20 protein-coding genes are annotated in these 16,525 nt (G+C 36.4%); 8 read left to right on the forward strand and 12 right to left on the reverse strand.

The window, feature by feature from the left end; genetic code table 11:
- Positions 1-355: 355 nt before the first annotated feature.
- On the reverse strand, positions 356-580 hold the full coding sequence (locus AC1M9B_RS03570) for a hypothetical protein (protein ID WP_481588136.1): 225 nt from the start codon (positions 578-580) through the stop codon (positions 356-358).
- A gap of 65 nt (positions 581-645) precedes the next feature.
- A complete protein-coding gene (locus AC1M9B_RS03575) occupies positions 646-831 on the reverse strand; it encodes a hypothetical protein (RefSeq protein ID WP_481588135.1) in 186 nt (61 codons plus the stop codon).
- 605 nt (positions 832-1,436) lie between these two features.
- Here AC1M9B_RS03575 and AC1M9B_RS03580 point away from each other — a divergent pair.
- Positions 1,437-2,600: an MFS transporter gene (locus tag AC1M9B_RS03580; RefSeq protein ID WP_179998280.1), complete on the forward strand. Its 1,164-nt coding sequence runs from the start codon at positions 1,437-1,439 to the stop codon at positions 2,598-2,600.
- 4 nt (positions 2,601-2,604) lie between these two features.
- On the opposite strand, the gene AC1M9B_RS03585 is transcribed toward AC1M9B_RS03580, so the two are convergent.
- On the reverse strand, positions 2,605-4,071 hold the full coding sequence (locus AC1M9B_RS03585; protein ID WP_481608604.1) for a GGDEF domain-containing protein: 1,467 nt from the start codon (positions 4,069-4,071) through the stop codon (positions 2,605-2,607).
- Between the two features lie 252 nt (positions 4,072-4,323).
- Here AC1M9B_RS03585 and AC1M9B_RS03590 point away from each other — a divergent pair, with 252 nt between their 5' ends.
- Positions 4,324-4,806, forward strand: coding sequence for a hypothetical protein (locus AC1M9B_RS03590; protein WP_035270703.1), 483 nt, complete (start codon positions 4,324-4,326; stop codon positions 4,804-4,806).
- 83 nt (positions 4,807-4,889) lie between these two features.
- On the opposite strand, the gene accC is transcribed toward AC1M9B_RS03590, so the two are convergent.
- From accC to AC1M9B_RS03615, 5 genes are all read right to left on the reverse strand, one after another.
- The gene (gene accC, locus AC1M9B_RS03595; protein ID WP_035267832.1) at positions 4,890-6,254 is read right to left on the reverse strand and encodes an acetyl-CoA carboxylase biotin carboxylase subunit; all 1,365 of its coding nucleotides are present in this window, start codon (positions 6,252-6,254) and stop codon (positions 4,890-4,892) included.
- Between the two features lie 15 nt (positions 6,255-6,269).
- Complete coding sequence (accB, locus tag AC1M9B_RS03600) at positions 6,270-6,689, reverse strand: acetyl-CoA carboxylase biotin carboxyl carrier protein (protein WP_035267829.1); 420 nt, start codon at positions 6,687-6,689, stop codon at positions 6,270-6,272.
- A gap of 18 nt (positions 6,690-6,707) precedes the next feature.
- Positions 6,708-7,163, reverse strand: a complete 456-nt coding sequence (gene aroQ / locus AC1M9B_RS03605) for a type II 3-dehydroquinate dehydratase (protein WP_481608605.1) — start codon at positions 7,161-7,163, stop codon at positions 6,708-6,710.
- Positions 7,164-7,399: 236 nt separating this feature from the next.
- Positions 7,400-8,731 (reverse strand): Y-family DNA polymerase, encoded by a 1,332-nt coding sequence (locus AC1M9B_RS03610; RefSeq protein ID WP_481608606.1) that lies wholly within the window; start codon positions 8,729-8,731, stop codon positions 7,400-7,402.
- Between the two features lie 28 nt (positions 8,732-8,759).
- Complete coding sequence (locus AC1M9B_RS03615; RefSeq protein ID WP_257219868.1) at positions 8,760-9,377, reverse strand: LexA family protein; 618 nt, start codon at positions 9,375-9,377, stop codon at positions 8,760-8,762.
- 152 nt (positions 9,378-9,529) lie between these two features.
- Between AC1M9B_RS03615 and AC1M9B_RS03620 the strand changes: the two genes are divergently transcribed.
- Together AC1M9B_RS03620 and AC1M9B_RS03625 are read left to right on the forward strand one after the other, a co-directional pair.
- On the forward strand, positions 9,530-9,880 hold the full coding sequence (locus tag AC1M9B_RS03620) for an immunity protein Imm33 domain-containing protein (RefSeq protein WP_035267817.1): 351 nt from the start codon (positions 9,530-9,532) through the stop codon (positions 9,878-9,880).
- Complete coding sequence (locus AC1M9B_RS03625) at positions 9,880-10,251, forward strand: hypothetical protein (RefSeq protein ID WP_481608607.1); 372 nt, start codon at positions 9,880-9,882, stop codon at positions 10,249-10,251. Before AC1M9B_RS03620 ends, AC1M9B_RS03625 begins: the two co-directional genes overlap by 1 nt.
- 247 nt (positions 10,252-10,498) lie before the next feature.
- Here the strand turns inward: AC1M9B_RS03625 and AC1M9B_RS03630 are convergent, their stop codons facing one another.
- Genes AC1M9B_RS03630 through tusD form a run of 4 tightly spaced genes read right to left on the reverse strand, consistent with a single transcriptional unit; the run spans position 10,499 to position 11,918 of the window.
- Positions 10,499-10,822 carry a TusE/DsrC/DsvC family sulfur relay protein gene (locus AC1M9B_RS03630; protein ID WP_035267814.1) on the reverse strand — a complete coding sequence of 108 codons (324 nt, stop codon included), beginning with the start codon at positions 10,820-10,822 and terminating at the stop codon, positions 10,499-10,501.
- 27 nt (positions 10,823-10,849) lie between these two features.
- Positions 10,850-11,149: a DsrH/TusB family sulfur metabolism protein gene (locus AC1M9B_RS03635; protein WP_035267811.1), complete on the reverse strand. Its 300-nt coding sequence runs from the start codon at positions 11,147-11,149 to the stop codon at positions 10,850-10,852.
- 5 nt (positions 11,150-11,154) lie between these two features.
- Positions 11,155-11,505, reverse strand: coding sequence for a hypothetical protein (locus AC1M9B_RS03640; protein WP_035267809.1), 351 nt, complete (start codon positions 11,503-11,505; stop codon positions 11,155-11,157).
- A 44-nt stretch (positions 11,506-11,549) separates the two neighbouring features.
- A complete protein-coding gene (gene tusD, locus AC1M9B_RS03645) occupies positions 11,550-11,918 on the reverse strand; it encodes a sulfurtransferase complex subunit TusD (protein WP_035267807.1) in 369 nt (122 codons plus the stop codon).
- A gap of 71 nt (positions 11,919-11,989) precedes the next feature.
- Between tusD and AC1M9B_RS03650 the strand changes: the two genes are divergently transcribed.
- From AC1M9B_RS03650 to AC1M9B_RS03665, 4 genes are all read left to right on the forward strand, one after another.
- A complete protein-coding gene (locus tag AC1M9B_RS03650) occupies positions 11,990-12,991 on the forward strand; it encodes an NAD-dependent epimerase/dehydratase family protein (protein WP_481597083.1) in 1,002 nt (333 codons plus the stop codon).
- Between the two features lie 110 nt (positions 12,992-13,101).
- Positions 13,102-14,496: a class II fumarate hydratase gene (fumC, locus tag AC1M9B_RS03655; protein WP_481597084.1), complete on the forward strand. Its 1,395-nt coding sequence runs from the start codon at positions 13,102-13,104 to the stop codon at positions 14,494-14,496.
- 252 nt (positions 14,497-14,748) lie between these two features.
- Positions 14,749-15,687: a DUF4760 domain-containing protein gene (locus AC1M9B_RS03660; protein WP_481597085.1), complete on the forward strand. Its 939-nt coding sequence runs from the start codon at positions 14,749-14,751 to the stop codon at positions 15,685-15,687.
- 142 nt (positions 15,688-15,829) lie between these two features.
- On the forward strand, positions 15,830-16,321 hold the full coding sequence (locus AC1M9B_RS03665; protein ID WP_035267803.1) for a hypothetical protein: 492 nt from the start codon (positions 15,830-15,832) through the stop codon (positions 16,319-16,321).
- The last annotated feature ends 204 nt before the right edge of the window (positions 16,322-16,525 follow it).

Raw genomic sequence — 16,525 nt, forward strand, 5'->3', positions numbered from 1 at the left:
CATATAAATCATAATTATTCCTATGCTTTAAATCATATACATTTTGTTTGTAATCACCATCGAGCATTAATTTTCTGAAATATAAATTACGTTTTAAATCGAATGCACTTAGAATTTTTTTCATTTGCGACCTCTATCTCTATATACCTTGTGTAGATGACTTTCCAGAACCCAAATATCACCATCGATGACAACTTTATTGCCATCGTAAAGAGATAAATTCTGGCCATAAAAATCCGTAATGTTATTTAGTTTCCCTTGATAATTATAGTTTGCCCAAGCACATCTACGATCACTGTGGTTTGACTCTTTGTGAAAAACGAGGATTACTTGAGGGTATTTAATCATCATGAGTTTAATTCTCGGCACTAATATGATCTGGTATTTCAACAAAGTAAGCTTGATTGGTAGCAATGCTTACCCATTGCAACGTCCCGATTTTATTAATGAGTTTAATATTATTGTTATCGTATAAGCTGATTAATACATTATTATCATCAAAAAACCCAACATATTGAATAGCTGGATTTCTGTGAAAGTTTTCATACATTTTATGGACTTTAACTTTAACAATATTCATTATTTATCCTAATCACCTAAAAGGAGTTAAACCTTTTAAATGATTTAAGAATTCTGAGTTATAAGTTATTTTTTAACTTCAACCTCAGTATGCTCTTTCGGAGCATCTTTAGTTTGTCTATTCTCAGCATTTAATTGCTGTTCCTTATTTTTTTCTTGCTGAGCTTTTTGCGTATTATCGCCTACAGGATTTGATTGTTGCTGGTTCTGTTGCTGGGTTTTAGAGTCACTTGACTTTGTGAAATTTGACATAATGATTGTCCTTGAATTGTCAATAGTATTATCGACAAACTCAGCATGTGCCTTATATTTATTAATAGATACCCTGAATATGTATCAAGATTTATAGTTTTAGAAATATTTATTATGAGTGCCTGATATTAATCGATTATTAATATAATATTTAAATTAATATATTTGTAATTTATAAAAACTCTTACTCATGCATTGTCATAAATTTTTACATTAGCAATTTAGCAATAATCTCCTCATCAAACTCTATTACCCCAGTCTAGTGCGACTCAATCTATAGATTGAAATTTTTTCAATACTTTGCAAGTTATACTATCCGCTGAATTCTCAAAAAAGAGAAATAGCAAAATTGGGTAGGAAACCTTATAGGTAAAGTATAAAATTTCTTTAGTAACTTACTAACAATTAATTCTCATGAAAATGATCACAGAATTATTTTCTAAGACGTAAATATCTTCAGTCTACAAAAAATGAAGAGTCTACAAAAAAATAAATTTGTAGACTGATTTGTAGACTGATGAAGTGCAATTACACCTAAGTGGTAACAAATGTATGCAACTATTAAATGATATTAACTTATTGAAAATACTGGTAATTGCAATATGATACAAGCGTTGCCAATTAAAACAAAATTAGGTGGATTCTACTTTTTCTACTATGCGATTGTCGGTACCTTCATGCCGTATTGGAGTCTATATCTGCAAGATCAGGGATTTAGCTTTTTAGAGATTGGGTGGCTTAGTGCAATTGCAATCATGACACGTTTTTTTGCGCCGTTTATTTGGGGTTGGGTGGCGGATAAAACGGGTAAAAGAATGCTATTGGTGCGAATCGCAACATGGATGGAAGCGAGTATATGGTTCCTCATTTTTATTATACCCAATAATTTTCAATCAATTGCCTTGTTAATGTTGATCTTCAGCTTTTTTCAAAATGCGATACTTGCTCAATTTGAAGGCGTTACATTATTTTGGTTAGGCGAAAAACGAAATGAACTTTATGGCAAAGTGAGAAAATGGGGATCGATTGGGTTTATTGTTGGTGTTTTCTTTATTGGTCTAATTCTTGAAATCATCGATATTCAGTATCTCCCGATTTTATTACTGAGTATTTCATTTCTAGCGTTCTTATGGTCATTTACAGTAAAAGAACCGAAGGGCGCACCAAAAGCCCAAAAAACACTTGAATCCATTATTCCAGTCTTAAAACAACCAGTTGTGAAAGCAATTTTCTTAATTGAGTTCATTATGTTGTTTGCTCAAGCACCATTCTATAGTTTTTATAGCAATTACTTACAGTCATCTGGATTTAGTACCACAGCAACAGGATTTCTTTGGTCAACAGGTGTTATTGCTGAAATCATGATGTTTGCCTATGCATCATTTTTTTTAAATCGTTTTACATGGCGTCAGTTGGTTGCGATCTGTTTATGGATGACTGGGCTTAGGTTTTTGATTGTTGGTTTATTTCCTGAAAGTTTTGTTCTCCAATTTCTCTCCCAGACAATGCATGCATTCAGTTTCGGTTTATTTCACTTATTGGCGATGCGCATTATTTTTGAGCACTTTTCTGCTGGGCAGCAGGGTAGAGCTCAAGCTTTGTATAGTACGATGTGGGGCTTGGGTGTGGCATCTGGAAGCGTATTGGCAGGACAATATTGGGAGCTGATTTCTGGCAGCTATATTTTTATCATTGCAGGAGCTTCAACGTTGATTGGTTTCATATTTTTATCCGCTTTACCAAATCTCAAGCCCACTGAAGCAAGATAGTGACTTATGATGTTTGAGTAAATAGTAATTGCGGATCCACGCATAATCTATTTCGTCCTTCAGATTTCGCTTGATAAAGGGCAACATCTGCACGATTAATCAATTGTTGGAATGGGGTGCCAGACGGAAGTTGTTGATAACTTAAACCTATGCTTACACTAATATTGAGATGTTGATTTTGCCTGATCATAATCGGTGTTTCTGCCACGCGGTCGCATATACGCTGTGCGATTTTAATGCAGGCTGGTAGGTTACTATCTTTAATTAAGATGGCAAATTCTTCACCGCCAACTCTACCGAATAAATCATTTGATCTAATTTGAGATCTGACGATATTGCTAAAGTCTTTGAGAACAATATCACCTATTTCATGTCCATGTTGATCATTAATTTTTTTAAAGTGGTCAATATCGAGTAGTAGAATAGACACGCTGTGAATATTGGATTTCGCCTCCCTATGAGTTGAGTCTATCGTCTTTTCGCTTTCTTCATAAAAATATCGGCGATTCATAGTCGTTGTTAAACTATCATGGTTCGCTAAATATAATATTTGGTGATATAGCTTTTGGCGATTCAAACTAATAATTGATAATGTTAGTGGGCCTAAAGCCAGCATGAAAAGACCGATGCGAACAGACAGTGTTGTCGAAATAAATGCTTCGGGAGATTCTGTTAGATAATATGCACTTAAGCTGTTGTATAAGAACATACATACAAAGCAGTTGATGATTGCAACCAACAATAAATTGTAGGTTAATGCTGCCCAGATGAGTGCTCCGATCGGGAACATGATGGCGCCAGGGCCAATAAAAAAGTGAGTTAGAATTACAGATACAACGACAAATATGAAGGGTAAGACAAGGGGCAAACTTAAACGTTGATTTTTTTGATTTACAAAATATTGTTGAACTGTAGTTTTGTTTGGTAATGCGAGAACAATAGGTAAAAAAGCGACAAAGTTAAGAATTTCACCACTCCACCACATGCCAAAATCAACCCAAATACGGCTGAGTTCCATAAAGCTGTTAGGAACATAAGGGATGGTTAAAATCGCAAAGGTTGGGCTCGCTAGGCACCCTCCAAAAGCACTAATTAAAAATAAGTAAACAAATGTAAGACCTTTATTGAATTCTTGATAATTGATTTTTAACCGGTTCAGTAGGTATAAGGTCACTAATGGGTTTAGCAAGTTAGCAAGAGTTAACAACCAAGTAAGTTGTAAAGTGTTGCCAGTACCTAGGTCTGCAAGCATATACCCAGAAAAGGCCCCAAGCCAGCCACCAAGATTATTGAGATAACTAAATCTTAAAAAAAGACCAAGTAGTACGGCATTTGCAGGCCAGAAAATTGCAAGAAATGAGAGAGGTCGACCAAGTATTCCAGCCAAAGCACAAAGTGTAATGATGAGCATGACAATCAAAAAAGATTGTGCATTGTTTTTAATCAGCTCTGTTCGTATCCATATGGTCATACTTAACGTATATTCCCTTGCATAAAATCTTATATTTTTAAGCTTTCTGTGAGGTATAGAATGAATATTATTCTGATAAGAATATATTTTTGGACTAATAAATCAATAGATCGCATTAAACTGCTGATGATTTAAAGTTCATCAATAGGGAATTCATTTTCTTATATAAAATTGTTCTTATCACGTTAATTCTATGAGTTTTCTTGCTGAAATGTGCTAATTTAGTTCTAAACGTTGACCTATAGATGTTGTATGAAAAAAACAGTTTTTTTTGCACCTTTACTTTTATTAATGACGTCTTTTTCTTCTGCCGATCAAAATGTCCAAGCGCAAGCTAAAGGTGCTGATTTACAACAGCCTGAAAATAATATTCGAATCAACATGCGCCCAGAAATTTTAGGTTTATGGGGAATGGAAATTCCAAATAATAAAAAATGTGTTGAGTATTATAATTTCCGTGGTAACAATGAGGTGGTCGTGAATAGTGCTAAAGAGTGGTCGGTCGGTTTATTTGAGTATCAACCATCTCAAGACAGCTCTTCGGGCTTGTTGCCTACCTTGGTCATGCAAGTCAATTATGAGAACAACGAAAAAGACTGCTCTGGTAATCAAGTAGATCAGGCAGGAGATTTGTCTCAATATTTTGTAAAATGGGACAATCCGAATCAAATCAATTTCTGTGCATCTGAAAAGGGTGGACAATGTTTTGCAAAACTTAATCGTATATTGCCTTAAGCTAAAATCTTTGCAGTCTATTCTTCAATAATAAAAAAGCCTCTTGAAAAAGAGGCTTTTTTATTCATCTTGTAAAGCTGTAATTACTCAGCTTCGCTATGTCCTTGTACCTGTTTCAACAAATGTTTCTCTAAGTAGTGAATATCCATAGCCTGTTCTGCAAAGTTCTTATCTTCAAGGATGAGATCTTTGTGTAGCGGAATATTGGTTTTGATTCCAGTTAAGATCATTTCATCTAAGGCTTGTTTCATACGAGCCAAAGCGGTTTCGCGATCTTTACCATGTGCGATTAATTTAGCAATCATCGAATCATAGTAAGGTGGAATGCTATAACCTGGATAGATATGAGAATCTAAACGGATGCCTGCACCACCAGGTGTGTAGAATTGCTCGATTTTACCTGGTGATGGAAGGAAGGTGGTTGGATCTTCTGCATTAATACGGCATTCAATTGCATGACCGTGTACTTTGATTTGATCTTGTTCTAGATTTAAACCAAGACCAGCGGCTACACGAAGCTGTTGTTCAATAATATCGACACCCGTTACCATTTCTGTCACAGGATGTTCTACTTGAACACGTGTATTCATCTCAATAAAGAAGAACTCACCATCTTCAAATAAGAATTCGAACGTGCCTGCGCCACGATACTGCATTAATTCGCATGCTTTTACGCAAGCTGCTAAAATTTCAGCACGAGCTTCTTCTGGAAGGTTCGGAGCAGGAGCTTCCTCAAGAACTTTTTGATGACGACGTTGTAATGAACAGTCACGATCATATAAATGTACGGCGTGACCATTACCATCGCCAATCACCTGTACTTCAACATGGCGTGGCTTTTGAAGGAAACGTTCCATGTAAACCGTATCATCACCGAACCACATTTCAGCATCACGTTGAGCTGCTTGTACAGACTCCAACAGTGTATCAACACGTTCAACAATTCGCATACCGCGACCGCCACCACCAGCAGCAGCTTTTACGATAAGTGGGAAGCCAATCTCTTTTGCTTCCGCCAAGGCATTGTTTGGTGTTACAGCATGAGCTGAACCTGGAACGGTTGGTACACCAGCTTTACGCATCGCCATAATCGCTGACACTTTATTCCCCATAAGGCGAATATGTTCAGGACGTGGACCAATAAAGATAAAACCAGAACTTTCTACAATCTCAGCAAATTCAGCATTTTCTGATAAAAAGCCATAACCTGGATGAATTGCATCTGCACCAGTCACTTCCGCTGCTGTAATAATTGCAGGAATATTTAGATAACTTTCGCTACTTGCACCAGGACCAATACAAACGGCTTCATCAACAAAGCGTAAATGCATGAGGTCTTTATCGGCATCCGAGTAGATACCGACTGTTTTAATACCGAGTGTTTTGCAAGCACGTGTAATACGCAGTGCAATTTCACCTCGGTTGGCAATGAGAACTTTTTGCAACATACCAACCCCCAACGATTACGCGCGGTAGCGGAATAAAGGTTGACCGAATTGGATTACATCACCATTTTTAACTAAAATTTCTTCAATCACACCACTTTGAGTTGCCTCAATTGGGTTCATGATTTTCATTGCTTCAATAATTCCAAGCGTTTCGCCTGCTGAAACAGTTTGTCCTACATTTACAAATGGTGCTTCGCCTGGACTTGGTGCAGCATAGAACACGCCAACCATTGGTGAGGTTTCAACAGCACCACGAGAAGCGGGTTTCACAACTGGAGCTTCTGGCGCAGCAGATTGTATTGGTGCAACACCAGCGGCTACGATAGGATTACGACGCGCTAAAGCAATGGATTGATCACCTTCTTTTACTTCAATAGATTGAAGATCCGATTCAATCATTAAGTCGATGAGCTTTTTAATTTTGCGAATATCCATGAATTCGTATTCCTAAGGTTAAAGAGGTGTAGAAGTTTGAATTTTTTGCACGGCATGAGTTAATGCAAATGAATAACCCTGTGCGCCTAGTCCACAAATGACACCGACAGCTTTATCTGAGAGATAAGAGTGGTGTCTAAATGCTTCACGTGCGTGAACATTTGAAAGATGAACTTCAATAAATGGGATCGCAACACCTAATAGGGCATCACGTACTGCTACTGAGGTGTGGGTCAGTGCAGCAGGATTGATGATGATAAATTTTATACCATCAATCTGGGCTTGATGAATTCGGTCGACAATGGCACCTTCCCAATTGCTTTGGAAGGTTTCAAGTTGAATTGAACTTTCTTGAGCTTGCTGTATGAGTTGATGATTGATATCGTCTAAAGTTAAATGTCCGTAAACTTCAGGTTCTCGCTTTCCTAGCAAGTTTAAATTTGGTCCATGTATGACCAAAATGGTCGAACTCATGAAGACAGCTCCAATATGAAAGTTGCAATATAACCTTGCAAGATGTCTGCAAAGTTTGCATATTATGGCATGTTTTTAAGCTTTTCATTTATATTTTGTTTCAAAAATAGCAAAAAAACAATGTCGTCAGTGAGCTGTATTTTGAGAACTTTGCAGTCAATTGGCAATGTTAAAAAATTACATTTTTCTTTTAATTCTTCGAGTCTGCTATTTTAAACCGAATTGACCAAAAGTATTCATTTGTTTTGTGTAACCGCCATATGTGAGTCATCAATAGTCAGCATTTCTGACCATGAGGTGGTATAGCGTGGAGAGTGGTGCAATTGCTTCATTTTCCATTGTTGTTGATTGGTATGATAGCCCACTTGAATACAATGCTTTCCAAAGCGGTTTTTCATAGCGCCAATTGTTGTCATGAGCGAATCTCGCTGCTGGATTAAATCATGAGGCTGCCAAAGGTCGTGTGTATGTGTTTTTTTAGCACTCAAAGCAGAAAACATGACGGAAACTTTTACATAACGTATATTTTCTTTAAATAAAACATCAATTTGCTGTTGTGCTGCATGAGTCAGGAGTAATAAATCATCCGTCGGATATTCCAAACCAATTACATGAGAATGTGATTTCTTGAATGGTTTTACTGGAATTTTTTCATAAAGAGACACATGGACACAGGCGCATAATTGTTCTTGCTTGGTTAAACGCTCATGAGCCCGACTTAAATGAAAAATCATGGCTTGCTTGATTAATGCTTTATCCTTTAATGCTGATGCAAAACTTCGTGATGCTAAGATTCGTTTAGACGGTAAATCAGGATCTTCTAGTGAAATACAGGACTGACCTTTTAGCTCACGAATGGTACGCCCCATAAGCACTGAAAACTGCTTCATTAAATAGTGTTCATTGGCAAAAGTTAAGTCATAGCAATTATAAATACCGTAACTTTCAAGTTGTTTACTAATTTTTCGACCTACGCCCCAAATTTCCGACACTGAGGTTTCTATAAGTAATTGATCAAAACTGCATGGATCCAAATCCAATAAAGAACAAACTCGGTTAAAACCAGAACGTTTTTTGGCAAAGTGATTGGCGAGTTTAGCTTGCGTTTTACTGTAACCAATCCCGATACAACAAGGTAAACCGATCCATTGTTGAATACGGTCGATTAATTCCCGACAAAATTTTTCTAAATCAAAAAGACTTTGATAATGTGTTAGACGAATAAAACATTCATCAATTGAATAGGGCTCTAGATCTGAATCTGCATGAAAGTGTTGCTCTAAAATAGTGAAAAAACGACTAGACATATCGCCGTAGAGGGCATAGTTGCTTGAAAATACTTTAACACCAGCTTTAAGCATATCTTTTTCAATTTCATACCATGGCACGGCCATGCCAATATTGAGAGCTTTCGCTTCCTCACTACGAGATACGACACAACCATCGTTATTACTTAAAACAACGACCGGTTGACCATTTAAACTTGGATTAAATACACGCTCACAACTGACATAGCAGTTATTAATATCAATGAGCGCAAAAATCTCTTGATGATAAATATTTTGCATAGGAGTAGGGTGAATTGCTTAGATCAATTTATTTCAGTTTTTTTAAAATACAAGTCACTACACCCCAGACCATGATTTGTTCTTCGCTACGAGGATAGATGTCAGGGTAGTCTGGATTCTCGGCTTTTAACCATAAAAGGATCGTTCCATCATTCTGTTTTTCTAGCATTAATCGTTTTACTGTGAATTCATTATTAATCAGCGCCAAGACGATATCACCATGTTCTGCATTCAAACTCCGGTCAATCAAGATTTGATCACCAACTTCAATCCCTGCATTTTTCATTGATAACGAATTTACGCGTAGTATAAAAGTAGAAGCTACGTTGTGAACCAAGTATTCATTTAGATCAATATGTCCTTCTACATAATCTTGTGCTGGGGAAGGGAAGCCTGCTGCCACAGATTCAATAGGATAGGCGATTTTTAAACGTGTTCTAAATTGGATCGGTGAAATTTCAATTTGTTGATTGAAATCATCTTCAGGTCGTATTTTTAACCATTCTTTAATTTGAATCACTTTTGATTCAGGAACACGCATTACTACTGTTTTTTCTGAAAACTGTGATTTTCGACCTGCATTGGCACGTTTACCACCATGTAGAGAAGCGGTATTTGTTGCTGAAATATTTGAATTGCTGCTCATATGAAATTCCCCCCATTTAATCTTGAATATGTAACAAAATCAAGATAGCAAAAAAAACATTGTAAAAACAGATTGTTTCGTCGGATTGATTGTGCTTATACGACACTATGCTTAAAATTAGGTCTGAATTTATGATGAAAATGGAATCATCCATGTTGCAAGATTTTATTGAAGAGCAAAAATTAGTCTGTGAGGAGTTTGATTCTGCTTACATCAAAGTGAATGAAGATGATGTTGTTGCTGTGGCTAAGCATACTTTAGATCAAGAGCCAATCGTCGGTTTGCGTAATAAGCCTGAACCAGGTGAGAAAGTGGCATGGTTTATTTATGGTGGTGAATTAGGCGAGGGCGAAGATTTTTTTGAGACGATGACGGTGAAAGAGCTTGAAGAAATTTTACCCGACGCAATTCCATTTCTTGCATTGGAAACAGGTTTCCGTTTTATGATTGATCGAGATGATTATGAGGATGTTTGGAAAGCTGAGCCTGATTTAGGAATCTAATGTGCATGTTATGGGTGAGGTTGATTTTTGTAGGTTTAAGTTTTTTTGTATCACAACAGGTTGTAGCGAATGATTTGATTGATGCACAACAGATGGTGTATCAGCAAAAACTGGATCATGAAATGCAGCTGATCGAACAAACCAAGCAGATTTTAGATGATGAACACAGTACAGCCACACCGATGGAGCAACAACTTGCTTTATGTGGAAGGTTAAAGGCCTATCTAAACATTGTTGGTTTAGCAGACGAGTTTATTCAAGTTGAACAAGCACATGTAGTGAAACGTATTGCGCAATTTTATTTAAATCAGCAATCTACGAGTTTTCAACAATCGGGCATGACAATTGATGATTGGTGTAGCGCAAACTAGCAAATTTGTCAGATATTGATATGAATTTGGACTGAATTGATAACTCGAACTTTATTATAATTTTTTGCGTTGAGTTGACGTATTCCAATTTCCCTGATTGACACGCGACATCTTAACCATCATTAGTCTAGGTGATGTCTAAACCCGCTGCATAGCGGGTTTTTTAATGTCTATTTCACTGATTAATTCATTTTTTAAAGCTACGAACTGACTCGATATGCTATGTAAATCAAAAAGTAGTTTTGGTTTACAGACAATTGGCAGGCTTTGGTATTCCGGCTAATCGACTTAGATGGCGAGCAACTAGGCCTGTTTTAAACTTTTCTTGCAATACTGCATTATCAATGTCAGCGCTGACGTGTTTCATTAAAAATTTGATTAAGGGACGAGTTGCAGGAGAATGACCAAATTGAGCGTAGAACTGACGCACCGCATGCAATACTTCGAAATGCCAAGCTGTTAGCTCAAGCTCGAGCGTATTCGCGAGTACTTGCGCTACATTTTCATTCCAAATGGTATAGTCAACTAAATGACCATCTTGATCGAGTTCAAGGGATAATTCAGTGGTCATGGTAAAACCTAAGTCAATAAATTTGTTTTATTTAAGGCTAATACAGCGTGTAAAGCCCAGAATGATATCTGCAAAAGTGGTGTAATCAATCACTTCAATTTGAAAATACTCGCCGTTCAATAGATGCGAAGGTAATAACTCAGCATCTCGATCTAAAACGTAGACCTTGTTTTGAATCGTAAGTACAGATGGTGTAAACAATGCCAACACCGCATCCCCCATAAGCACTAAAGCATCATTGGTATCCAGTGTTTTTTGAACCTGTTGAATACAATGTTCAGTATTTGCAAATTGAGATTGTATTAAATAAAGCGTTTTATCGGTCATATGAGTTACCAATACAGTACATGGTCAAAGCTTTGAATTAACTCTTTATTAAATTCAATAAATTTAATTTCATGCGTAGTATGTTGAACAAAGGGATTATCTTGTTGATTTGATTCAACCAAAATAGGGCTTAGATCATAAAACTCAAAGCTATCGACGAGGTTGGAAGCCAGTTTAAACGCATGTTTAATGGGTTCGAAGCTTAATTCGGAACGGAGTAAACTTAAGGCTGCGCCTTGCAATAAAACTTTTACTTCAGCGCCAAAAGTTGCTAAAACCATGGTTGCAGAAAGGCTCTCATGAACTTGTAGCGAGTTGAGATTTGATTGGGTTAATATAACCAGTACAGATTTCACACAATTTACCTTTCAATTGCAACAATCAATGAAAAATGAATAATTTAGAATTGAACTAGACGTGCTGAAGATGAGACAGCATCTGCCAATTCACCGAGTCCTACCAGCTGAAAACCTTCAGCCAGATTATGGGACTCAATGTGATGGCGTTGAGCATTTTCAGCATCAGTGATTCCACGTGCTAGGGCAGCACTTACGCAAACAGGAAGTTTGATATTTAATTTTTGCCACTCTTGTGTGAGACTTCTTTGATCATCTGGCGACCACTGTAAGTTGTTTGCAACTTGAACGCCGTCTTGATAAAAGAAAACTCGAAAAATTTCGCCTTTCGCTTGCAATGATTGTGCGAGTCCTAATGCATGCCAAGCATGGATTGAGCTAGGTGCCGAGGTAATTAGTAATAACGTACTCATTTAAAACTTCGCATAGGGTGATCAAACTGAAAATAGCTTGTTCAGGCTTTTAAACAAAAAGGTAGTATACAATGATTTTAGTGACAGGTGGATTAGGCTTTATAGGTTCACACGTTGTTTTAAGCTTATTGGCACATGGTCAAGAAGTCGTCATTGTAGATAATCTTGCCAATGCGAATTTACAAACGCTTGAACGTCTTGAATACATTTCTGGGATGTATGTACCTTTTGTAAAGCTAGATGTTAGAAATACGCCTGCTCTGAATAAAGTTTTTGAGCAGTACTCAATCCGTGCTGTTATACATACTGCAGGATTTAAGTCTTTAGAGGAGTCTCGCTTAAAACCGCTTGAATATTATAATGATAATGTCAGTTGCATTATGAGTCTGATGCGTGCAATGCAACGAACTGGTGTACGAACATTATTGCATCTTTCAAGTATGGCGGTTTATGGCACTTCGAGTTTGAATTTAAATGAAGAACATCCTCTCAATTTTGCCAATCCAAACCCTTATATTAAATCCCAGCAAATGATCGAAGAGATCATCCGTGATACCTCTAAAACGGACGAAGAATGGAGTATTGCGATCCTGAGACTAGCAAATGTAGCTGGTGCTTTTGAACATGGAGTTTTGGGTGAAGTGGTTGCCCCTTTACCTAAAAATATTTTGCCTTTGGTGTTACAAATCGCAGCCATGCAGCGCGATTCCATTCAATTACAAAAGAATGCCAAGACAAAAGACCAAACGGTTGAACGAAGTTTTGTGCATGTCATTGATGTGTGCGAGGCAGTCATTGCAACTTTAAAGTGGTTATTTAATCAAAGATCAACGTGCGAAGCATTTGATATCGCAGGTCAGCCAAGTTCAATTCAAAACTTGATTAATACTGTAGAAAAAGTGACTGAAACAAAAATTAGAACTGAGGAAACTGATTATGTTTTCCAAGAATTAGATCAAATTGGTTCGAATAGTTTAAAAGCATTAGAATTATTGCAATGGAAAGCACATCGATCACTAGAACAAATGATTGAAGATCAATGGCGATACTATCAAAGCACCTTTAATAATTAAAATGATAATCATTTACATTTATGGGTTTTTTGATTAGCATCAAATCAACGGTGGATGAATCCGAATCAAACATGATTCTTCCAAGGAATAGCGAAATATTTGAGGCTGATATGCAAACACGTATAGAACACGACACGATGGGTGATGTAGAAGTACCAAGTGATGCGATGTGGGGGGCTCAAACCCAGCGCAGTTTGCAAAATTTCAAAATTGGTGGTGAGCGACTTCCTCGTGCGATGATCCGTGGTATGGGGCTGGTCAAAAAAGCTTCTGCACTTACTAATGCTGAGTTAAATCAGATTCCTGCTGAATTGGCGAATTATATTGTGGGTGCTGCAGAAGAAGTGATTACGGGGCAATGGGACAGTCAATTTCCATTAGTGGTATGGCAAACAGGTTCTGGTACTCAAAGTAATATGAACTGTAATGAAGTCATTGCAAATATTGCGAATCAAAAGCTGGGTAATCCGCTTGGAGCACAGAAACCCGTTCATCCAAATGATCATGTTAATCGAGCTCAATCTACAAATGATTCATTTCCAACAGCGATTCATGTCGCTGCTAGTTTACAGATCAATGAGTTACTGATTCCAGCAGTTCAAGCTTTACGTGAAACTTTACATCAGAAGTCTCAAGAATTTTCAAATATCGTTAAGATTGGGCGTACACATTTACAAGATGCAACGCCGTTAACTTTAGGCCAGGAATTCAGTGGTTACGTATCCCAACTCGATCATGGATTAAAGCGTCTAGAGCAAGCTTTAGAAGGGTTATATGAATTGCCATTAGGTGGTACAGCTGTCGGTACAGGTCTAAATGCTCATCCTGATTATGCTATAAATGCAGCAAAAAAATTGGCTGAGCTTACGGGTTTACCTTTTGTGACTGCACCAAATAAGTTTGAAGCACTAGCAGGACGTGATGCTGCAGTATTTGCTTCTGGCGCACTGAAAACACTTGCTGCGAGTTTAAATAAGATTGCCAATGATATTCGTTGGTTAGCGAGTGGTCCTCGTTGTGGTTTTGGGGAGATTCGTATTCCTGAAAATGAACCAGGTTCGAGTATTATGCCAGGTAAGGTGAATCCTACTCAAAGTGAAGCTATGACGATGGTTGTTGCGCAGGTTTTGGGTAATGACACGACAATTAATATCGCTGGTGCTTCAGGTAATTTTGAACTAAATGTTTTTATGCCGGTTATTGCTTATAATTTACTGCAATCAATTCAACTGCTAGGTGATGCATGTAATAGCTTTAATGAGCATTGTGCTGTGGGGATTGAGCCAAACCAAGATAAGATCGATTATTTCTTGCATAACTCGTTGATGTTAGTTACTGCATTGAATCCTGTGATTGGTTATGAAAATGCGGCTAAGGTTGCGAAAACTGCCTATAAGGAAGGAAAGACTCTGAAACAAGTTGCTGTAGAGCTGAATTTAGTCACAGCTGAGCAGTTTGATGAAGTCGTTGTACCTGAGAATATGGTTTCACCTAATGTGAAGTGATTTTGATTTGGTGAATTTTATGATTTGAATGTTGATAACATATATTGACAAGCAACTGTCTTTAATATATTGACCAATTATTCATTTCAGAATACTATTTATATAACGACCTTTCATACGTCACTTAAGGCTTTTATAAAGGAGACAATCATGAATAATTATAAAGCTCGTCTAATCCTTGAAGAAGGCTATGGATTAGGTTGAGACTCATTTAAATTTGTGTAATAAAGCATCCATTAGGGTGCTTTATTTTTGAGTAAAATAAAATTGAATTACTTTTATACTTATCTTTTGATTATTCCATATGTCACTGTAATTGCTTATTTTTATATTTATCGTAGAGATAATTTCTTTATTAAGATTAGAAGTAGTAATCAACTCCTTCTCATCTTAATTTTATTAGGTATCACGTTTGTAGAAATATTAATTTGGAAAAGTTTTTTTGAAGATTATAAATTTCTAAATTTTGATATAGAAAATACAGATGGGCAGTTTAAAACGACAGCATTAGTTACGGTTTTAGCAGCTATAGCTGCCGTTTTTGGTTGGATTTTTACTTCAAGGGTGCAAATTATAAACACTATAAGAAGTCATTCAGTACAAGTATTGATGAATAGTAGGAATTCTACTGCGTATATTGCTAAGGTTGATATTGCAACCAAAATAAGAAGGAATTTGGGGAAGGATCAAAACGTAGAGTCGAAAGATAAAGTGCAATTGACTAGAGAAAAATTTAATTCATTGGAAGATGAGGAAAAATCGGCTGTAACATATTTATTAAATTTTTTGGAATTTGTAGCAATTGGAATCAGACATAACAACTTAGATGAAGAATTAATAAAAAGTAGTTTCAAATCAATACTTAAAGCTAATTACAACCTCTTCCAACCTGTAATTGAATATTTAAGAGAGATTGATAGTCCTAAAATTTACAATCAACTCGAAATTTTGCATAAAAGGTGGGAAGAGAACAAAGAACCAGAATGTATCAATTGTAAGCAAGGTATTGATGATGAAGTTCAGAATAGAAAGAAACATAAATTTAATAATCTTCGGAACATTACATTAACAATTTTAACGGGCTCAGGGTGGCTAATAATGATAGCTATCATGAGATTAATAGAGAAATTAACGAAATATTCAACGGAGGAAGATTTATTATGCGATAACTGTAAAACATTAAAAAAATAAGTAAAAACTTCATCACATAGTCATGTAATTATTATGAGATTGATTAACTCGTCACAATTGTTAAAATACACATTGCTTTTAATTGCTGTTGTATCAAAGTTCTTATCTTAGACTTAAGACAGCCAATCTACGGAAATTTTCAATGCTCGATATATATTTAACAGATGTTCAAAAAAATGTTCAATTTCAAGATTATCCAGGTGAACATCCTGTTAAATTTATTCTTAACTTTAAAAAAATCTTCCCAAGTATCATGGAATTACTACTTCCTGTTCTGCCTAAAGATGAAAATCTAGAAGACATGACGTGGGAATCAACAACAAAAGATTTTGAAACGTTCAAACTTCTACTGACAGGTTGGGGTGTTATTGAACTGCGTCTAAATGCCATTACACAATTCAAAAATCGTGAATTTGCAGATCAGCTAGTAAAAACTGCTCAACAAAAAAGAGCAAAGTTTTCTAAAGAACAACCTAAGCTCAGTACGGTAGATTTAGACTATTTGTTCATGCATGAAGTTCATACGGCGATTGATGCTGAATTAGTAGAGTTAGGTGAAAAATTCTATTTGCCAACCTTACGCTCCCTATGGAAAAACCAAGTATCGGCTCAGGTTCTTGAGGCTAAATTTTAAGCTTACATATGCCAAGAAAAGCCCTCTATCATGGAGGGCTTTTTACTATTGGGTAAAAAAAATACGAATAAAATCAAATCTTCGAATTAGGGTTCAAAATGGATAGATGTTGGTCTGATAAATGCTTAATGTAACACTACAACATATTTGATTTGTTGAATATTTAATGTTTGGTTAAGTATTTCTAAAGAATTAAAGGTCATA

Source organism: Acinetobacter sp. ANC_7513 (assembly GCF_056779915.1).